This window comes from Paraburkholderia sp. MM6662-R1, from assembly GCF_050436245.1.
Taxonomy (GTDB): domain Bacteria; phylum Pseudomonadota; class Gammaproteobacteria; order Burkholderiales; family Burkholderiaceae; genus Paraburkholderia; species Paraburkholderia tuberum.
This window is the reverse complement of sequence record NZ_JBNDLV010000001.1, coordinates 119632-139595: the sequence shown is the minus strand read 5'-3', so window position 1 is coordinate 139595 and position 19964 is coordinate 119632. Positions and strand designations below refer to the sequence as shown.

Sequence of the window (19964 nt, the reverse complement as noted above, 5' to 3'; positions counted from 1 at the left end):
TCAAATCCATCTATGCATTCAGATACATGAGTGTATTAGAATGCGCTTCGTCATTCAAAGCCATTCCTGTATGCCATTAGCATGACGCGGCATGCGGGTCTTCGCTGGCGGGCCGCGCGGCTTGCCGTGTTCGTTCGCTGTCTCCAGTTGGGGTAATTGTGAAGCGTCCCGGTTCTCCTGCATCGTCAGCGATGCGCCAGCAGTCTCCCCCATCCTCTCACCGCGGTTTCTCCAGGCAGACCTGCGCGCTGGCGCTGGCGGGCGTGCTAGTGCTCGCGGCCTGCTCGAAGAAGGAAGCCGCGGCGCCCGCGCCGCGCCCGGTGGTCGCGCTCGCCGTGCATGCGGACGGCCACGCGCTGCAGGCGGCGTCGCTGCCCGGCGAAGTGCAGGCGCGCTATTCGACGCCGCTGTCGTTCCGCGTCGCCGGCAAGATCATCGAGCGGCGGGTACGGCTCGGCGACACGGTGAAAAGCGGCGAAGTCGTCGCGCTGCTCGACCCGGCCGATGCGCAGAAAAACGCCGCGAGCACGCAGGCGCAGCTCGACGCCGCGCAGCACAACCTCGTCTATGCGCAGCAGCAGCTCGAACGCGACAGGGCGCAGGCCAAAGAAAACCTGATCGCGCCCGCGCAGCTCGAACAGACCACCAACGCCTACGCGTCCGCGCTCGCGCAGCGCGATCAGGCGCAGCAGCAGGCGGCACTCGCGAAGAACCAGCTGCAGTACACGACGCTCGTCGCCGGTCATGCGGGCGTCATCACGGCTGAACAGGCGGACACGGGCCAGAACGTGTCGGCGGGTCAGGCCGTCTACAACCTCGCGTGGAGCGGCGACGTCGACGTGCTGTGCGACGTGCCCGAAAGCGCGCTCGCCGCATTCGCGGTCGGCCGGAACGCGAGCGTCACGCTCGCCGCGCTGCCGGGCCGCAAGCTCGGCGCACGCGTGCGCGAGCTGTCGCCGGCCGCCGATCCGCAGAGCCGCACCTGGCGCGCGCGTCTGACCCTGCTCGATGCCGGCGCCGACGTGCGCCTCGGCATGACCGCCGACGTCACGCCGGCCGTGCCGCTCGCCGCGGCGGCCGCGCAGCACGGCGTGTTCACGCTGCCGGTCACCGCGCTGTTTCACGAGGGGCGCGAACCGGCCGTGTGGGTCGTGCGCGCCGCGGACAACACGCTCGAGCTGCGTCGCGTGACCGTCACGCGCTACTACGAGCGCACGTTCGTCGTCAGCGATGGCCTGAAAGATGGCGAAAGCGTCGTGCTGCAAGGCGTGCACACCGTGAGCGCCGGCCAGAAAGTCCGCGCGATCGCGCCGCTGCATCCCGAGGACTTCGCTTCATGAGCACGTCGCACGAAGAAGGACGCTTCAATCTGTCCGCGTGGGCACTGCGTCATCAGGCGCTGGTCGTATTCCTGATCGCGCTCGCCACCGCGTTCGGCATCCTCGCCTACACGCGGCTCGCGCAGTCGGAAGACCCGCCCTTCACGTTCCGCGTGATGGTGATCCGCACGTTCTGGCCGGGTGCCACCGCGCGCCAGGTGCAGGAGCAGCTGACCGATCGCATCGGCCGCAAGCTGCAGGAAACGCCGTACATCGATTTTGTGCGCAGCTACTCGCGTCCCGGCGAATCGCTGATCTTCTTCACGATGAAGGACTCGGCGCCGGTGAGCCAGGTGCCCGAGACGTGGTACCAGGTGCGCAAGAAAGTCGGCGATATCGCGTCGAGCTTGCCGCCGGGCATCCAGGGCCCGTTCTTCAACGACGAATTCGGCGACGTCTACACCAACATCTACACGCTCGAAGGCGACGGCTTTTCCGCCGCGCAACTGCACGATTACGCGGACCAGCTACGCTCGGTGCTGGTGCGCGTGCCGGGCGTCGGCAAGGTCGACTATTTCGGCGATCCCGATCAGCACATCTACATCGAGATCGCGAACACGCAGTTGACGCGTCTCGGCATCTCGCCACAACAGCTTGGGCAGGCGATCAACGCGCAGAACACGATCGCTCCCGCGGGTACGCTGACCACCACGGACGACCGCGTGTTCGTGCGCCCGAGCGGCCAGTTCAACGACGTGGCCGCGCTCGCCGACACGCTGATCCGCATCAACAACCGCACGTTGCGTCTCGGCGACATCGCGACGATCAAGCGCGGCTACGACGACCCGGTCGTCACGCAGATGCGCTTCGGCGGCAAACCCGTGCTCGGCATCGGCGTGACGATGCAGCCGGGCGGCGACGTGATCCGCCTCGGCCGCGCGCTCGATCAGCAGATGACCCAACTGCGCGCCGCGCTGCCCGCCGGATTGAATCTCGTCGAAGTATCGAGCATGCCGCACGCGGTCGCGCGCTCGGTCGACGACTTCCTCGAAGCGGTCGCCGAAGCGGTCGCGATCGTGCTGGTCGTGAGCCTCGTGTCGCTCGGCGTGCGCACCGGCATGGTGGTCGTGATCTCGATTCCGGTGGTGCTCGCGGTCACCGCGCTGTGCATGTACCTGTTCGATATCGGCCTGCACAAGGTATCGCTCGGCACACTCGTGCTCGCGCTCGGCCTGCTCGTCGACGATGCGATCATCGCGGTCGAAATGATGTCGGTGAAGCTCGAGCAAGGCTGGAACCGCACGCGCGCCGCGGCCTTCGCGTACTCCAGCACCGCGTTTCCGATGCTGACCGGCACGCTCGTCACCGTATCCGGCTTCCTGCCGATCGCGCTCGCGAAGTCGAGCACCGGCGAGTACACGCGCTCGATCTTCGAGGTGTCGGCGATCGCGCTGATCGCGTCGTGGCTCGCGGCGGTCGTGCTGATTCCGCTGCTCGGCTATCACATGCTGCCCGAGCGCAAGCGCCATGCGCACGAGCCTGACGATCACGAACATGACATCTACGACACGCGCTTCTACACGCGCTTGCGCGGCTGGATCGGCTGGTGCATCGAGCGGCGCTTCGTCGTGCTCGCGATCACCGTGCTGCTGTTCGTGCTCGCGATGGCCGGCTTCTCGCTCGTGCCGCAGCAGTTCTTCCCGAGCTCGGACCGGCCGGAGTTGCTGGTCGATGTGCGGCTGCCCGAAGGCGCGTCGTTCGATGCAACGCTGCGCCAGGCGCAGCGCCTCGAACAGGTTCTCAAAGGCCGGCCTGAAATCGATCACTCAGTCAGCTTCGTCGGCACCGGCGCGCCGCGTTTCTATCTGCCGCTCGATCAGCAATTGCAGCAGCCGAACTTCGCACAGTTCGTGATCACCGCGAAGTCGGTCAAGGACCGCGAGAAGCTCGCGCAGTGGCTCGAACCGGAGTTGCTCAACAACTTCCCGGCGATCCGCACGCGCCTGTCGCGCCTCGAGAATGGGCCGCCGGTCGGCTATCCGGTGCAGTTCCGCGTGAGCGGCGACGACATCGCGACCGTGCGCTCGATCGCCGAACGCGTGGCCGCGACGATGCGCGCCAATCGCGGCACGCGCAACGTGCAGTTCGACTGGGACGAACCCGCCGAGCGCTCGGTGCGCTTCGAGATCGACCAGAAGCGCGCGCGCGAACTCGGCGTGACGTCCGAAGACATCGCCAGCTTCCTCGCGATGACGATGTCCGGCTACACGGTCACGCAGTATCGGGAGCGCGACAAGCTGATCAGCGTCGATCTGCGCGCGCCGCGCGCCGAACGCGTCGACCCGTCGCGGCTGACCGCGCTCGCGATGCCGACGCCCAACGGCCCGGTGCCGCTCGGCACGCTCGGACATCTGCGCAACGACCTCGAATACGGCGTGATCTGGGAACGCGACCGTCAGCCGACCATCACCGTGCAGTCGGACGTGGCGGCCGGCGCGCAAGGCATCGACGTCACGCACGCGGTGGACCGCGCGCTCGCGCCGATCCGCGCGACGCTGCCGGTCGGCTACCGGATCGAGATCGGTGGCTCCGTCGAGGAAAGCGCCAAGGGTCAAACCTCGATCAACGCGCAGATTCCGATCATGGTGATCGCGGTGCTCACGCTGCTGATGATCCAGCTGCAAAGCTTCGCGCGCGTGCTGATGGTCGTGCTGACCGCGCCGCTCGGCCTGATCGGCGTCGTGCTCACCTTGCTGCTGTTCGGCCAGCCGTTCGGTTTCGTCGCGATGCTCGGCGTGATCGCGATGTTCGGCATCATCATGCGCAACTCGGTGATTCTCGTCGATCAGATCGAGCAGGACATTGCGTCGGGGCACAAGCGCTTCGATGCGATCGTCGGCGCGACCGTGCGGCGGTTCCGGCCGATCACGCTGACCGCCGCGGCCGCCGTGCTCGCGCTGATCCCGCTGCTGCGCTCGAACTTCTTCGGGCCGATGGCCACCGCGCTGATGGGCGGCATCACGAGCGCGACGATCCTCACGCTGTTCTATCTGCCCGCGTTGTACGCCGCGTCGTTCCGCGTACGCGCCGACGAGCGCGAGCCGCAGACGCCGTCCGGTGCCGGCGCCACGCACACGGGTAACTGAGCATGAGCATGAGCACGAGCATGACTATTCCCGCCCTATCCTGCCACCGCCGCGCGCGCTTCGACGCGCTGGCCCGTACCACGCTTGCCACCAGCATCGCCGGCATCACCTGCATGCTCGGCGCTTGCTCGTTCGGACCGAACGGCGATGCGCCCGCGATGCCGCAGCCCGCGCACTACGGTGCCGAGCCGCTACCGACGCAAACCGTGACTGCGCAGGGCGTCTCGCAGCAGTTCGTGACCGGCGCGCAGCCGGTGCCCGAATGGTGGAAGCTGTACCGCTCGGATGCGCTGAACGCGCTCGTCGACGAAGGCCTGCGCAATAGTCCGACGCTCGACGCGACCGACCGCAGTCTCGCGGCCGCGCGCGAGCAATTGCGCGCGCAGGTCGGCAGCTCGCTGCTGCCGACCATCGACGCCGGCGGCCAGGCCACCCGCAATCGCGCGCTCGCGATCCCCGAGATCGGACCGAACACGTTTCTGTACAACGTGTTCGTCGGCCAGTTGCAGGCGCACTACACGTTCGATCTGTTCGGCGCCGCGCGGCTCGCGAACGCGGCGCTCGCCGCGCGCGTGAACGTGCAGGTCTACCAGCTCGAGGCGGCGCGGCGCGCGCTCGCCGCGAACATCGTGACCGCGACGATCACGAGCGCCGCGCTGCATGCTCAGGTCGATACGACCGAGCGGCTCGTGGTCCTCGCCAACGATCAGGCGCGCGATACCGAGCGGCGCTTCGCGCTCGGTGCGGTATCGCATGCCGATCTGCTGAACGCGCAGCAGAGCGCGGCGAGCGTGTCGGCGAGTCTGCCGGCGCTGAAGCAACAGTGGCTCACTACGCGTCACGCGCTCGCGGTGCTGCTTGGCCGCACACCCGATGCCGCGCCCGACGACATCGATCTCGCGCAGTTGCATGTGCCGGAGCAGGTGCCGGTGGTGGTGCCGTCGGAGCTGCTGCGCACGCGGCCTGACATCGAGGCCGCCGACGCCGCGCTGAAGGCCGCTGCGACCGATGTGGGCGTCGCCACCGCGCAGATGTTCCCGAGTCTGTCGCTGTCGGCATCGATGGGACAAGGCGGGTTTAGCTGGCCGGTCGCGATGTCCGGTGCGGGGGCCATCTGGAGCATCGGCGCGTCGCTGTCGCAACCGCTGTTTCACGGCGGCGCGCTGCTCGCGCAGCGCCGCGCGGCGCAGCACACGTATGAAGCGAGCGTGTCGCAGTACAAACAGACTGTGCTGGCCGCGTTTCAGAACGTCGCCGACACGCTCGCCTCACTCGAGCACGACGCGCAGTCGCTCGACGCCGCGAACGTTGCCGCGCGTTCGGCACAGGGTGTGTTCAACGAGACCTCGGCGCGCTATCGGCTCGGCGCGTTGCCCGTCGCCGCGACGCGTTCGAGCGAGCAGCAATGGCGCAACGCGCAGCTCGATGAGATCCGCTATATGAGCGCGCGGCTGACGGATACGGCCGCGCTGTTTCAGGCGATGGGGAATCCGCCGGTTGATCAGGCAGGCGCATCATCGGCTGCGGCGACTTCGGCTTCTGCGCCTGCATCGGTTGGGACGACGAACACGGTGACATCCAACTAAGTCTCGGATTCCGTACGGAACGCGGCGCACTTATCCCCAGTTCGTGTTGATGAACCTGTTGAAAACTGTCTGAACAACGGGCTAACGCATTGAACCTAATACGATTTGTTTGTACGGTGCGAAACGAATCAGAAGCAAGCCACAGTACACGTGCTCTGCAGCGCCTCAACGGTGTTTATCGATCACTGAATCGTGCTATCAGATCGATGCATGCTTGAGGCGCGAAAGAGCTTGCCCACTCTTGCGAGCTTTTGAACTCGGGCTCAAGACGAGCAAGCGCCTCAGATAGCCACTGCGACCGTTGCGCTTCGAAAGGCAAATGATCGGTCTCTGATCGAATGACGACGAAGACATCAAAGTGCGGATCGCGATCGGCAATCCCGTCTAACTGATTCTTAAGAGCGAGTAGCTGCGCCGCCCCTTCAAGAACGAATAGATTGCCGTCCAACATTGCCTGTGCCACTGCCACTAAACGGCGATGCTCAAAGGTTTCACTTTCGTTCATTTCAAACCGTTGTCTATTTCAAAGATCGATCGGACGCCCATCGTGAGTCTGTGGTGAATAGAACTGTATCAGAATCGCGAAAAAGGGCTCTCGATTGGAGATATCATCAATATCCGAGGTCATGACGATGATTTGCGTTGGATCTGCATCCCGTTATTTAACACTTGCTCATACTTTTTTCGTGCGTTTCCTTTCCGTCCAGTTTTGGGCTACCCGCGCACTGCCTTGAGTCACGGTTGCCGCGCACAGTGCGCTTAGGTCACGGTAGCTATCGCCGCAATTTTAGGATGATTCGCCATATAGACTATGCAAGATTTTCGATTTTCTCAATGCGAGTTAGATAATGGCAGATCAAAGTAGAACACGATACAGCTATACAGCTAAAGTTTCGGATGTAGTTAACATTCAGTTTCCCGTCGCCGCGAATATGGCTTGGGACGGATATGCAAGACACATCTATGACAAGACGAATTCCGTAATTCAGCAACAGGCCAAGCGACTCCTTCAGCGTGGGAATATCACTCACGAGGAAGCCAGACAATTGGTCGAAGTGCAACGCAACGGTTTGGTGATTGAAATGCGCAGGCGTCTAAGTCCATTCGGGCGCTTTTACTCTGAGGCGCTCAAACCATCCAAAAATTTGCCAACCCTGGACACCCTGCTTCGAAAAAAAGGCAATATAGAAGCGGTTCTGCTGAGCGTCGGCAAAACGCGGTCTGTCGTTAACCGTATCGCATTTGTAGGCCGGATGGCTGGGTCCGCCGGCATCGTGATTGAGATTGTTGCCGTCGGCGTAGTCATCGAGAAAGCGCCGCAGAAGGACAAAGCGCGAGTAGCGACTGAGGAATTTGCAGGAGCCATCGGTGGATTGGCAGCGGGCACGGGAGGCATGTGGGCAGGTGCGGCGGCTGGCGCGGCATGGGCTGGCACATGGGCCGCGCCATCGTTGATGATTCCGGTCGTAGGAGAGTTGGCGGAAGGCGGGGCAATTGTGCTGGGGGGTATTGCCGGTGGAATGATGGCGAGCTGGCTCGGCCACCATGTCGGCAAGGAGGCCGCAGAGAATATCTGGCGCCTCGCCCCAATCAAATGGAAATAGAGCTACGACATGATAATGAGCCGGATCAACTCCTGGCTGCTAGGACGCCTGCCGTCACGCAGATTCTCCTTCGCTCTATCCCTGAGCGATAAGGGTCTCGTCGTGACAAATCAGCAAGGCGAGCAACACATTGCCTGGGAAGATATTTGCGAAATCGTCGCTACGCGGTCAGAACAATCGATTGGAAATTCGATCGTATTGCTCGTCCGGCTAGACGATGGCCGTACCATGACCGTGCCGGAAGGCGATTCAGCCTGGCATGATCTGACCATGAAGCTATCGGAGCATCTTGCCGGCGCGAAACGCTACGAGGAGTGGGCACTTCAGTCCGCTTTTTCCGACGATGTGCCTCGCGTCGAGGTGTTTCGCCGCTGACATGACGGTATGCGGCGAGAGCGGGCCGGTGCCCGCATCGCTTAAGAATCCGTGGCCCACCGCGCACCCGCCATCCGAGACATCAAGGCTTGTTCGACTCGAACAGATCCATAATCTGCTTCTTCTCGGTCGTCGACACGCTCGGCGGCGGCACCACCGGCGGCGTCATGCCCGCCGGGCCGACCCCGCCCACCGCATCGGTCGCGCCGGCCATCGGATTGCCCGAATCGAGACCGATGCTCGCGACGAAGCCTTGCCCCGGCAACTTGTCGGTAAAGAACAGCTCGCCGTTCATCACCGTCACACCGTCGGGTTGCTGCGGCTCGGCCTGTGGCACACCGCGCAGCGCGCGCTGCATGTACTCGACCCAGATCGGCAGCGCGAGCTGCGCGCCGAATTCGCGGCTGCCGAGACTCTTCGGCTGGTCGTAGCCCATCCACGCGACCGCCACTAGCGACTGCTGATAGCCGGCGAACCAGCCGTCCTTCGCGTCGTTGGTCGTACCGGTCTTGCCCTGCAGGTCCGAGCGCTTCAACACGTTGGTGCCCGCGCCCGTACCCGCGGTCGCCACCGAGTGCAACAGGCTGTTCATGATGTATGCGTTACGCGGCTCGAGCGTGCGCGGCGCGTCGTGCCCAGCGACGAGCGGCTGCGCGCGCGAGATCGCCACGCCACGCGCGTCAGTCACTTCGTTGATCAGATACGGATTGATCCGGTAGCCGCCGTTCGCGAACACCGAGTACGCGCCCGCCGACTGCAGCGGCGTGACGAGGCCCGCGCCCAGCGCCATCGGCAGGTACGGCGGGGTCTTGTCGGCGTCGAAGCCAAAGCGCTGCGTAACGAAGTCCTGCGCGTATTTGGTGCCGATGAACGACAGGATGCGGATCGACACGAGGTTCTTCGACTTCTGCAGCGCGAGGCGCATCGACATCGGACCATCAGGCTGGTCGTCGTCCTTCGGCTCCCACGCGTCGCCGCCCGGCGTGCTCGGCGGGAAGTACAGCGGCGCGTCGTTGATGATCGTCGCCGGTGCGAGCCCCTTGTCGAGCGCCGCCGAATAGATGAACGGCTTGAAGCTCGAACCCGGCTGCCGCCATGCTTGCGTTACATGGTTGAACTTGTTCTTGTTGAAGTCGAAACCGCCGATCAGCGCGCGGATCGCGCCGTCCTGCGGCGTCAGCGACACGAGCGCGCCCTCGACCTGCGGCAGCTGCGTGATCTGCCAGTTGCCCTTGTCGTCGGCGACGAGGCGCACGATCGAACCCGGCTTGATGCGCAGCGTCGCGTTCGCGCGCGGGCTCAGCGCCGCGGCGACGAAGCGCAGGCCGTCGCCCGACACCGTCACCTGGGTGCCGTCGACCAGTTGCGCGGCCACCTGCTTCGGGCTCGCGTCCGTCACCACGCCGGCGATGATCTCGCCGTTGTCCGGGTGATCGGTCAGCGCGTCGTCGATCGTCTGGTCGCGGTCGTCGCCCGCCTCGGGCAACTGCACGAAGCCTTCCGGTCCGCGATAGCCGTGGCGCCGCTCGTAGTCCATCACGCCCTTGCGCACCGCGCGATACGCGGCGTCCTGATCGGCGGAATCGATCGTGGTGGTCACGTTCAGGCCGCGCGTATAGGTTTCGTCCTTGTACTGCGCGTACATCATCTGCCGCACCATTTCGGCGACGTACTCGGCGTGCACGCTGTACTCGTTGCCCGGATTCTTCGTGTGAATCTCTTCCTTCACGGCCTGGTCGTACTGCTGCTGCGTGATGTAGTTCAGCTCGAGCATGCGTCGCAGGATGTACTCCTGACGGATCTTCGCGCGCTTCGGATTGACGACCGGGTTATACGCGGACGGCGCCTTCGGCAGACCCGCGAGCATCGCGGCCTGCGCCAGCGTGAGGTCCTTCAGGTCCTTGCCGAAGTACACGCGCGCGGCCGCGGCGAAGCCGTACGCGCGCTCGCCCAGATAGATCTGGTTCATGTACAGCTCGAGGATCTGGTCTTTCGTCAACGCGCGCTCGATCTTGTACGCGAGCAGCATCTCGTAGATCTTGCGCGTGTACGTCTTCTCGCTGGAGAGGAAGAAGTTGCGCGCGACCTGCATCGTGATCGTGCTCGCGCCCTGCGACGCGCCGCCATGCGCAAGGTCGGCGAAACCGGCGCGCAGGATGCCGACGAAGTCGACGCCGCCGTGTTCGTAAAAGCGGTAGTCCTCGATCGCGAGCACCGCTTTTTTCATCTGGTCGGGGATGTCCTGGAAGCGCACGAGGCTGCGCCGCTCCTCGCCGAATTCGCCGATCAGCACGTGATCGGCGGTGTAGACGCGCAGCGGCACTTTCGGGCGATAGTCGGTCAGCGCGTCGAGCGACGGCAATTGCGGCCCCATCACGACGAGCGCATAGCCGACGATCAGCGCCCCGACCACGACGACGGTCGCGATCAGGCCGAAGAACCACAGCACGAGCGACGCGCCGATCGAACGACGGCCGCGCTCGGGCTCGCGCGAGGCGGCATTGCGTCCAGGGGTGCGTTGGTGGGAGTCCCGGTCTTCACCGGCCGGAGAGTTCGAGGAATGCGGTCGTTTGATGATTGGCATGACTGGAATAATGGGCCCGCAACTGCGCGCCTGTCTGCACGCGCTCGCGGCGCGCGCATGGGTCGTGTTCGACATCCTGGCCGGGACGTACGCCGCCCTGCGGACCTTGCCCCCGGCCGGCCGCACGGCACGCCTCGGACCATGTCCGGCGCAACGTAACAGCGCATTTTAAAGAAATCGGCAGCGGTCCAAGGCAGTTTTTTTGTAAGAATTCCCTTTGCCGCCGCCTTTTCCTAGTAAGGGTCTGTAATTTCGCGCAGCGCGCGACGCGCAGCTTATGCGGGGTTATCAACATTTTCTGTTGAAAGGGCTGTGGACAAACCGGCCGCAAACACTACAACTCGTTGATGTCACGGGATTTTCGCACCGCGCTTGTTCCGTGGCGGCGCAACTCGTCATATGATGAACCCCGCGCGCGTCCCTCGATGCGCGCGACGGGGACCCCAACGGCGGGATCCAACGGCAGTTCCGATGACGGGTTCCGACACCGTATCCGAAGGCACGCGCCGATCCGCCCATGCTAACAAGACTGCGAGTCGATCATGTCCAAGCCCAGTGAGCGCATCGTCGTATTCGTCACGGCCGCGCAGAAACGTGCGATCACCGCGACTGCCGAGGATCTGGGCATCAGCGTGAGTGAACTGATGCGGCGCGCGGTGCTGAGTTTCGGCGCGACCAGCGAACAGGTCAAGGCCGCGAGCATCGTCGACCGGCTGCGCGCGCCGCGCGCGCCCGATCCGCTGAACGCGGCGCTGCAGCGCGTCGCGCGCGGTACGCGCTATGCGCGCGCAGCGCTGCCGGTAGCGCTGCAAGCGGATGAGAAAGACGCGGCGGCGCCGGCGGCTGCCGGAGCGGCCGATGCCGTGGCTTCGCCCTCGAGGCAGCAAGCCGGTCGCCCCGCTCCCGTGACCGACGCTGTGGATGCCCCCGCCCCGCTGCTTCCCGCGGGCGTCGCCGCCGCGCTCGCCGCCGAGCAGGACGAACAGGCCGCGGCCACCGCCGAAGCCGTCGCGCGTCTGACGGCAGCACGAGCCGCCGAAAACGCGGAAAACGCCGAAGCGGACGCAATCGACAACGCCGCGTCGAAACGGCTGCCCGGCACGTCGGCGCGTCTGCGCAACTCACTCAAGCGCCGTCCCAACGACCAGGACTCCGACGACGACGAACCGCACAGCGACCCGAGCGCCGAAGGCGGCCGTTTCGCGTGACGCAAAGCGTGACGGAAAATTACTGCGCACCGAGCCGCAATCACTGCATCCGAGCGAGCAGGCGAGCGTACGCAACGAGTCCCCGTTGCATATCGTTACATCAGTGACACCTGCGTGAAACGCCGCTCGGTAACGCCCGCCCACACCCGCAAACAGCGACTTTTCGCGCATCGTTCGAGCCTTCGGGAAGCCGCATCGATTAAGCCGTCTTTAAGACAGCCGGTGGTGTAATATCCGCCGTCAAGTCCATGATCCGCCGTCAAGTCCATGCCCATCGCGGCTTTCCATCATCGAGGCAATCCTCAACCGGCATTGCGCCTCAACCAAAACGGACCGCGCTATTGCAATTGGCAAGTGCGCCCCGAACTCCGGTCCGAACGTTGCGCAGCATGGCGCACGGCGGCGTAAAGTAGCAGTAGTTCAAGGCAGTCAGGCGCGCACGCATCGTCGGCGCCGCTCACATTCTCTGGAGGTTTTTCATGTCGCTTTTTGACAGCATTTCGCGCACGCTCAAAGGTCTTTTGAACGATGCGGCCGACTCGGTGCAGGATCCGTCGCGCGACTCGCGCCAGATCGTGCGCGAACTCGACGACAGCATCGGCAAGGCCGAAAACTCGCTGATCGAGATTCAGGCGCAGGTCGCCACCCAGCAAAGCAAGCGCGATGTTGCCGCGGACAAGGCGAAGAAGTATGAAGACGGTGCTCGCCGTGCGCTGCAGTCCGGCGACGAAGGGCTCGCGCGTGAAGCGCTCGGCGCGCAGGCCACGGCCGAACGCCGAACGCGATGCGCTGACCAAAGAACTGACTTCGCTGGAGCCGTCGGTCGCGCAACTGAAGAGCCAGATCGAGGACATGCGCACGCGCCGCAACGACCTGAACGCGCGCTCGAACATCCTGCAAGCCAAGCAGCAGATCGCGCAGGCGAAAGATACCGCGGCCACCGCACTCGGCGGCATCGGCGGCAAGAACCTGTCCGAGGATTTCCAGAAGCTCGAAGATAAAGTCGCGCTGTCGAACGCGCGTTCCGACGCACGTCTGAACTCCGCCGACGAAAAAAGCGGCAAGGCGCTCGACGACAAGCTCGCGGATCTGAACCGCGGCCCGTCCGTCGACGATCGGCTCGAAGCGCTGAAGAAGCAGCTCAATACGCCGGCGCAGTAAATGCTGGATGCGTGTACTTCCTCGCAGCAAGTACACGCAGCAATGACAGCAGTAGCAGTACATGCCGGCGCGCTCGCTTCTGAACGCACCGGCATACCGGCCGCCACAGGCAGCCACCGCAATCGACTGATGGAGACGGGCGCGCCCCGCCCGGTCCGCAAATGAAAAAACTTTTCGCAACCGCCTTCGCTTCGCTGCTGCTCGTGTCGGCCGCGGCGTTCGCGGTGCCGACCGCCCAGCAAATCGAATCGGCGATGTCGCAGGGCAACTGGCAGCAGGCCGACGCCGGCCTCACCGAAGTGTTGCAAGCGCATCCGAACAACGCACACGCGCACTATCTGTACGCCCAGGTGCTCGATCGCGAAGGCCGTTCCGCCGACGCGCTCGCGCAGCTCCAACAGGCAAAGACGCTCGATCCGCAGGTCCGCTTCACCGACCCGAGCCGCTTCGCGCAAACCGAAGCGCGCCTGCGCCGCGACGCGGAACGCGCGGGCGGCAACGTCACCCGTCACGCCGCGAATCCGTTCGCGCAGCAGAATGCGCCTGCTGTGCAGCAACAGTCGGCGATGATGTCGCAAGCGCAACAACGGCATGGTCCGGGGGTGGGTATGTGGATCGGTATCATTGTTCTGATCGCGGTGATCGCGCTCGTGCTGCGCTGGACCTTGCGCCGCGCGCGCAGCCAGGAGGACACGCGCGCCGACGAGGACCGCCGCGCGCAATTGAAGCGCGCCACCGACATGCTCAACACGGTGCGGTCGATCAAGCTCGACGTGAAGCTGTCCGCCGCGCCGGGTCACGAGTTGCTCGAGAAAGACGTCGAAGCGACCGAAGAACAGTTGCGCGGCGCCGTCGAAACGCTGTCGAACGGCAAGAATCCGCTGCCGCCCTATGCACTCGACGAGTTCGAGCAGCGCATCGCGAGCCTGCGCGCTCGCGCCGACGGCCGGCCCGATCCGACCGCCGCGTCCGTGGGCAGCGCTCAGCAATCGACGTACGCGCAGGAAGCCGAGCGCTTCGGCAACCCGCAACCGCCTTATCCGCAACAGGGTCCCTATCAGCAGCAGCCGCAGGTCATCGTGCAGCAAGGCGGTGGCATGGGTGGCGGCATGGGCGGTCTGCTGACGGGCGTGCTGCTTGGCGAGGCGCTCAGTCACGGGCGTGACCGCGTAGTCGAGCGCGACGTGGTCGTCGACCCCGACGAACTGCGCCAGCGCGGCAACGACGGCGGAAACGGCGGCGGCGTCGACTTCGGTCAGGGTTCGAACGACTGGAACGATGACGGCAGCGGCGGCATCGACATGGGCAGCAACGACGATTCCGGCGGTTGGACCGATACCTGATCGAACCCGATCGATCCGCGTCGAATGAAAAGACAGGCTCCTTCGCGGAGCCTGTTTTTTGCCTGCCGGTTTTGTGTGCCGCCTTCGTTCAGGTCAGGCCCGCGCCGACTCCGCCTGGCTACCCTCGTGCTGCGCGAGCACGACCGCCCCCGCAAACAGCCGCACGATGAAACGTTCCGCGTAATCGATCAATGCGTCGCGGCGCGCGGCGTTCGCATCGATGTATTCAGCGGATAGATGAAACAGTTGCAGCACGATCTGCGTGCAGACCTCGTCGACGGTCTCGCGCGCGAGTCGCCGCATCAATTCGAGCTGCACGACGTCGTCCGCCATCTCCGCCGACACCTCGTGCAGGTTCGCGCGCACCGCTTCGCGCAAAGCCGGCGACGTGCCGTGGTATTCGGCCAGCGCGCTCAGGAACGCCTCGCGGTTCGCGAGCGCGAACGCAAAAAACGCGACGCACGCGCGCCGCGGCACGCTGTGCGGTTCGTCGTGCGCGGCGAGCCAGCGCTCGCGCCGCAGCATCGGCCGAAGCCGTCGGCTCACCGAGGCGACGGCTTCGTGCGCAAGCTCGTCGAGCGCGCTGAAATGGCGGTAGAACGTGTTCGGATTGAGCCCCGCCTCGCGTGCGAGCTCGCGCAAGCCGAGGCTCGCGAAACTGCGGCCGCCGGCGGTCAACCGCAGCGCGGCCTCGATCAGCTTGCGCTTGCCGGGCGGCAACTCCGGGCCGGCGACGGACGCTGCGTCGGGGACGGTCGTCATCGTGCGTTCAATCGTCGCGCGGTATGCGCGTTTAATAGCTGCACTCTAAACGATCTTGACGCGATGTGTACAGTTGTCTACCCTGCGCGTTAAGCCGTGTGTAGACAGCTGTAGACGCGCGATTTCGCCCCTGCCCGTCGCGCCGCGCGAGTCCAGCGCGCCATAGCCGCTATCGTTTCACCCGCCGCTTTCGCCCCGTGCCGGAGACCGCCGTGACGCCTGCCCCTTCCGCTTCATCCACCGCGCTGAGCATTGCGATCGTCGGCAGTGGCTTTGCCGGCATCGGCATGGCCATCCGTCTGCAGCAAATGGGCATCACGTCGTTTGCGGTCTATGAGGCCGCGAGCGGCATCGGCGGCACGTGGCGTGACAATACCTACCCCGGTGCGGCCTGCGATGTCCCCTCGCATCTCTATTCGTTTTCGTTCGAGGCGAATCCGGCGTGGTCGCGCTCGTTCAGCAGCCAGGCCGAAATTCTCGCGTATCTGCAGCACTGCGCGCGCAAGTACGGCGTCGATCGCTACGTGCGTTGCAATGCGAAAGTGAGCGCCGCGCGCTTCGACGAAGCGCGGCAGATCTGGCTCGTCGAGCTCGATACGAACGGCGCGCGCGAAATCGTCGAGGCCGACGTGCTGATCGCCGCGAACGGTCCGCTGTCGCGTCCCGCGCTGCCGCGCATCGCCGGCATCGAACGTTTCGAGGGCAAGCTGTTCCATTCGGCGCGCTGGGATCACGCCTATCCGCTCGACGGCAAACGCGTCGCGGTAATCGGCACCGGCGCGAGCGCGATCCAGTTCGTGCCGAAAATCCAGCCGCGCGTCGCGCATCTGGCTCTGTTCCAGCGCACCGCGCCGTGGGTGATGCCGAAGCGCGACAAGCCGATCGGCCTGCGCGCGCAATGGCTGTTCCGTACGCTGCCGTTCACGCAGCGCTTCGTTCGCAGCGCGATCTATTGGCAGCTCGAGTCGCGTGGGATCGCGTTCGTCGTCAATCCGAAGCTGATGAAGATGCCGATGAAGTTCGGTCTCAGCTATCTGCAGCGACGCGTCAAGGACCCGGCGCTGCGCGCGAAGCTCACGCCGAACTACCGGCTCGGCTGCAAGCGCGTGCTGCTGTCGAGCGACTATTACCCGGCCGTCTGTCAGCCGAACGTCGACGTCGTGACGAGCGGTATCCGCGAGATCGTCGCCGATGGCATCGTGACCGACGACGGCGTGCACCATCACGCGGACGCGATCATCTGCGGCACCGGCTTCCAGGTCAACGACGTGCCCGCGCCGTTCGAAGTGACCGGCCTCGACGGCACCGACCTCAGCACGCTATGGCTGCGCGATGGCCCCGAGGCCTATCTCGGCACGAGCATCGCGAACTTCCCGAACTTCTTCATGATCGTCGGCCCGAACACGGGGCTCGGCCATAACTCGATGATCTACATGATCGAGTCGCAACTGCGGTATATCGGCGATTGCCTGCGCGTGCTGCGCAAACAGAATGCGCGCACGATGACCTTGCGCGCCGACGTGCAGCGCGATTTCAACGCGCGTTTGCAACAGGAGATGCGGGACGCAGTGTGGACGAGCGGCTGCCACAGCTGGTATCAAACGCAGAGCGGCAAAGTCACCGCGATCTGGCCCGGCTTCACGTTCAGCTTTCGCAAGCGTACGCGCCGCGTGCGGCCGCAGGATTACCGCTTCGCGCGTTGAGTCCGCACAATGGCAATCCGGCGCCGCGGGCATGGGCCGGCGCATTCGTTACCCGCCACCGCTCAGCAGCTGCAACAGCTCCCACAGGAACTTCGCGATGATCACGATCAGTTCCCACAGCCGATAGAGCGGCTGCCAGTCCAGCACGCGCAGAAGGGACTCGATCATCGCTATCGTCAGAAGAAGTGAGGGCCGCGATTTCCAGTTCGATCACGCGTGGCGCGCGATGCCCGCGCGTCGCGCAAGCTCAAACCGCCATCACGGCCCGCCTGCGCTCCGCGCGCTGCATGAAGAAGTTCGCCGCGACGACGCCGACCGTGACGACCGCGATGAACAGCGTCGCGAGCGCATTCATCTCCGGATTCAGACCAAGTCGCACGCGCGAGAACACGACGAGCGGCAAGGTCGTCGAGCCGGGACCCGACAGGAACGCGGACAGCACGAGGTCGTCGATCGACAGCGTGAACGACAGCAGCCAGCCCGACACCAGCGCCTGTGAAATCAGCGGCAGCGTGACGAAGAAGAACACGCGCAGCGGTGTCGCGCCGAGGTCGAGCGCGGCTTCCTCGAGCGACGGATGCAGTTCGCGCACGCGCGATTGCACGATGATCGCGACGTACGAAATACACAGCATCACGTGACCGATCCAGATCGTGAAGATGCCGCGTTCGGCCGGCCAGCCGATCCAGCGCGCCATTTCGATGAACAGCAGCAACAGCGAGATGCCCTGAATCACTTCGGGGATCACCAGCGGCGCGTTGATCATGCCGGTGTACAGCGTGAAGCCGCGAAAGCGCCCCATGCGCGCGAGCACGAAGCCGGCCCACGTGCCGATGATCACCGACGCGAACGCCGTGAGCAGGCCGATACGCAGCGACAGCCACGCCGACGTGATCAGCTCGCCGTCCTGCAACAGCGCCGCGTACCAGCGCGTCGAGAAGCGCGTCCACACCGTCACCAGTTGCGATTCGTTGAACGAATACACGACGAGGCTGACGATCGGGATATACAGAAACAGAAAGCCGATGCCCAGAGCGATCAGCTGCAGCATGCGATTCGGCTTCATTGGCGGCCCTCCTCCAATGCCTTCGCCTGGGCATGCTGGAACAGCGCCATCGGCACCAGCAGCAGCAACACCATCGCGCATGTGACGGCGGACGCCATCGGCCAGTCGGCGTTGTCGAAGAACTCATTCCACATCACGCGGCCGATCATCAGCGTGTTCGCGCCGCCGAGCAGCTCGGGAATCACGTACTCGCCGACCGCCGGAATGAACACCAGCAGACAGCCGGCGATGATGCCGTTCTTCGACAGCGGCAGCGTGATCTGCCAGAACGCCTTCCACGGCTTCGCGCCGAGGTCGTAGGCGGCTTCCAGCAAGGTCAGGTCCATTTTCACGAGATGCGCGTACAGCGGCATCACGAGAAACGGCAGGTACGAATAGACCATGCCGATATAGACCGCCGTGTTCGTGTGATACAGCTCGATCGGCGAATGGATCAGGCCGACCGACATCAGGAAGTTATTCAGCAGCCCGTTGTTCTTCAGAATGCCGATCCATGCGTACACGCGGATCAGGAACGAGGTCCAGAATGGCAGCATCACGGCCATCATCAGCAGATTGCGGGTGGCCGGATTGGAGCGCGCGATGTAGTACGCCATCGGATAGCCGATCAGCAGACACAGCACGGTCGAAATCGCCGCGACCACGACCGAATTCACATAGGTCGCGAAGTACAGGCTGTCGGTCAACAGAAACGCGTAGTGCGACAGGTCCAGCGTGATGTGCAGCGCGCCTTCCGCGAAGGTGACGAGCTGCGTGTACGGCGGAATGCCGAGCTGCGAATCGGCGAAGCTGATCTTCACGACCAGCAGGAACGGCACGAGGAAGAACAGCAGCAGCCAGATGAACGGCCCCGCCACCACCGCGGTGCGTCCCCTGAACTTCAGACGCCGCACGGGCCACGCGAAAAACGACGAAAGCGCCTCTCTCATGACGTCAGCACCACGCCGGCCGATGCGCTCCAGCGCACGTAGACTTCGTCGCCCCAGGATGGCGGATCGATTTCGGTGAGCGCCAGGCTCGTCACGTTCGCGATCACGGTCTTGCCGCCGTCGAGCTTCACGTGATACAGCGAATAGCCGCCCATGTACGCGATATTCGTGACGACGCCCCTGCCCCAGTTGTAGGCGCCCTCCGGCGGCTTACGCGTGAGGGCGATGCGTTCGGGGCGCACCGAGATCGTCACCGGCATGCCTAGCGGACCGGTGATGCCGTGATTGACGTGCAAATGGCACGTCAGATCCGGCGTTTCGATGAACACGTGATCGGGCTCGTCCTCGACCGTGCGGCCTTCGAACAGATTGGTCGAGCCGATGAATTCCGCCGAGAAACGGCTGTTCGGGTACTCGTAGACTTCATGCGGCGTGCCGAGCTGCACGATCTGGCCTTCGCTCATCACGGCGAGGCGGTTGGCCATCGTCATCGCTTCCTCCTGATCGTGCGTGACCATCATGCAGGTGACGCCGACCTGGTCGAGAATGTTGACGAGCTCGATCTGCGTGCGCTGGCGGATCTGCTTGTCGAGCGCCGACATCGGCTCGTCGAGCAGCAGCAGCTTCGGCCGCTTGACGAGCGAGCGCGCGAGCGCAACGCGCTGCTGCTGCCCGCCCGACAGCTGATGCGGCTTGCGCTTCGCGAAGCGGCCCATCTGCACGAGTTCGAGCGCGTTGTGCAGGCGGTCTTTCAGCTCGGCCTTCGGCACGCCTTCCTGCTTGAGGCCGAACGCCACGTTCGCCTCGACCGTCATGTGCGGAAAGAGCGCGTACGACTGGAACATCATGTTGACCGGCCGGCGATACGGCGGCAGTTGCGCGAGGTCTTCGCCATCGATCAGGATCTTGCCCGACGTCACGGTTTCGAGCCCGGCCATCATGCGCAGCAACGTCGACTTGCCGCAGCCCGAGCTGCCGAGCAGCGCGAACAGCTCGCCCTTCTTCACCGTCAGATTGACCCCTTTGACCGCGACGGTCTCGCCGAACTTCTTCACGACATCGACGATCTGGATGAACTGCTCCGCTGCGTCGCCCGTCACGGCGTTCAAGCCCGTCGACGGCACGGCCGTCGCGGCCAGCGCGCCCGGCTGGTCAATACTCATCATAATGCTGCTTCA

15 protein-coding genes and 1 pseudogene are annotated in these 19964 nt (G+C 64.5%); 10 read left to right on the top strand and 6 right to left on the bottom strand.

Annotation, left to right across the window (positions count from 1 at the left end; genetic code table 11):
* The first annotated feature begins 191 nt into the window (after positions 1-191).
* The 3 genes from OKW39_RS00575 to OKW39_RS00565 are packed head-to-tail and all read left to right on the top strand — an operon-like array spanning position 192 to position 6051.
* Positions 192-1340 (top strand): efflux RND transporter periplasmic adaptor subunit, encoded by a 1149-nt coding sequence (locus OKW39_RS00575; RefSeq protein ID WP_090805325.1) that lies wholly within the window; start codon positions 192-194, stop codon positions 1338-1340.
* Complete coding sequence (locus tag OKW39_RS00570) at positions 1337-4465, top strand: efflux RND transporter permease subunit (RefSeq protein ID WP_429561806.1); 3129 nt, start codon at positions 1337-1339, stop codon at positions 4463-4465. Before OKW39_RS00575 ends, OKW39_RS00570 begins: the two co-directional genes overlap by 4 nt.
* A 20-nt stretch (positions 4466-4485) precedes the next feature.
* Positions 4486-6051 (top strand): efflux transporter outer membrane subunit, encoded by a 1566-nt coding sequence (locus OKW39_RS00565; protein WP_429561805.1) that lies wholly within the window; start codon positions 4486-4488, stop codon positions 6049-6051.
* 175 nt (positions 6052-6226) lie between these two features.
* Here OKW39_RS00565 and OKW39_RS00560 read toward each other — a convergent pair whose 3' ends face one another.
* On the bottom strand, positions 6227-6556 hold the full coding sequence (locus tag OKW39_RS00560; protein WP_429561804.1) for a DUF2489 domain-containing protein: 330 nt from the start codon (positions 6554-6556) through the stop codon (positions 6227-6229).
* Positions 6557-6899: 343 nt separating this feature from the next.
* On the opposite strand from OKW39_RS00560, the gene OKW39_RS00555 reads away from it, so the two are divergent.
* Both OKW39_RS00555 and OKW39_RS00550 read left to right on the top strand, forming a co-directional pair.
* On the top strand, positions 6900-7655 hold the full coding sequence (locus OKW39_RS00555; RefSeq protein ID WP_090805330.1) for a hypothetical protein: 756 nt from the start codon (positions 6900-6902) through the stop codon (positions 7653-7655).
* 15 nt (positions 7656-7670) lie between these two features.
* Entirely contained in the window at positions 7671-8030 is a 360-nt protein-coding gene (locus OKW39_RS00550; protein WP_184022689.1) for a hypothetical protein, read from the top strand.
* An 82-nt stretch (positions 8031-8112) separates the two neighbouring features.
* On the opposite strand, the gene OKW39_RS00545 is transcribed toward OKW39_RS00550, so the two are convergent.
* Positions 8113-10614 (bottom strand): penicillin-binding protein 1A, encoded by a 2502-nt coding sequence (locus OKW39_RS00545; protein WP_090805333.1) that lies wholly within the window; start codon positions 10612-10614, stop codon positions 8113-8115.
* Here OKW39_RS00545 and OKW39_RS00540 point away from each other — a divergent pair.
* From OKW39_RS00540 to OKW39_RS00525, 4 genes and pseudogenes are all read left to right on the top strand, one after another.
* A complete protein-coding gene (locus tag OKW39_RS00540; RefSeq protein WP_167368657.1) occupies positions 10613-10786 on the top strand; it encodes a hypothetical protein in 174 nt (57 codons plus the stop codon). The genes OKW39_RS00545 and OKW39_RS00540 overlap by 2 nt on opposite strands.
* Positions 10787-11156: 370 nt before the next feature.
* Positions 11157-11822, top strand: coding sequence for a hypothetical protein (locus tag OKW39_RS00535; protein ID WP_090805334.1), 666 nt, complete (start codon positions 11157-11159; stop codon positions 11820-11822).
* Between the two features lie 479 nt (positions 11823-12301).
* Positions 12302-12983: pseudogene (locus tag OKW39_RS00530) on the top strand (PspA/IM30 family protein).
* A gap of 161 nt (positions 12984-13144) precedes the next feature.
* A complete protein-coding gene (locus OKW39_RS00525) occupies positions 13145-14326 on the top strand; it encodes a tetratricopeptide repeat protein (protein WP_429334738.1) in 1182 nt (393 codons plus the stop codon).
* 93 nt (positions 14327-14419) lie between these two features.
* On the opposite strand, the gene OKW39_RS00520 is transcribed toward OKW39_RS00525, so the two are convergent.
* Positions 14420-15088 (bottom strand): TetR family transcriptional regulator, encoded by a 669-nt coding sequence (locus tag OKW39_RS00520; RefSeq protein ID WP_429561803.1) that lies wholly within the window; start codon positions 15086-15088, stop codon positions 14420-14422.
* 212 nt (positions 15089-15300) lie between these two features.
* Between OKW39_RS00520 and OKW39_RS00515 the strand changes: the two genes are divergently transcribed.
* Entirely contained in the window at positions 15301-16791 is a 1491-nt protein-coding gene (locus OKW39_RS00515; RefSeq protein WP_429561802.1) for a flavin-containing monooxygenase, read from the top strand.
* Positions 16792-17038: 247 nt separating this feature from the next.
* Here the strand turns inward: OKW39_RS00515 and OKW39_RS00510 are convergent, their stop codons facing one another.
* Genes OKW39_RS00510 through OKW39_RS00500 form a run of 3 tightly spaced genes read right to left on the bottom strand, consistent with a single transcriptional unit; the run spans position 17039 to position 19949 of the window.
* Complete coding sequence (locus tag OKW39_RS00510; protein WP_090805341.1) at positions 17039-17857, bottom strand: ABC transporter permease subunit; 819 nt, start codon at positions 17855-17857, stop codon at positions 17039-17041.
* Positions 17854-18786, bottom strand: a complete 933-nt coding sequence (locus tag OKW39_RS00505; RefSeq protein WP_429334741.1) for an ABC transporter permease subunit — start codon at positions 18784-18786, stop codon at positions 17854-17856. The genes OKW39_RS00510 and OKW39_RS00505 overlap by 4 nt, the downstream gene beginning before the upstream one ends.
* Positions 18783-19949 (bottom strand): ABC transporter ATP-binding protein, encoded by a 1167-nt coding sequence (locus tag OKW39_RS00500; protein WP_429561801.1) that lies wholly within the window; start codon positions 19947-19949, stop codon positions 18783-18785. Before OKW39_RS00500 ends, OKW39_RS00505 begins: the two co-directional genes overlap by 4 nt.
* Between the last annotated feature and the right edge of the window lie 15 nt (positions 19950-19964).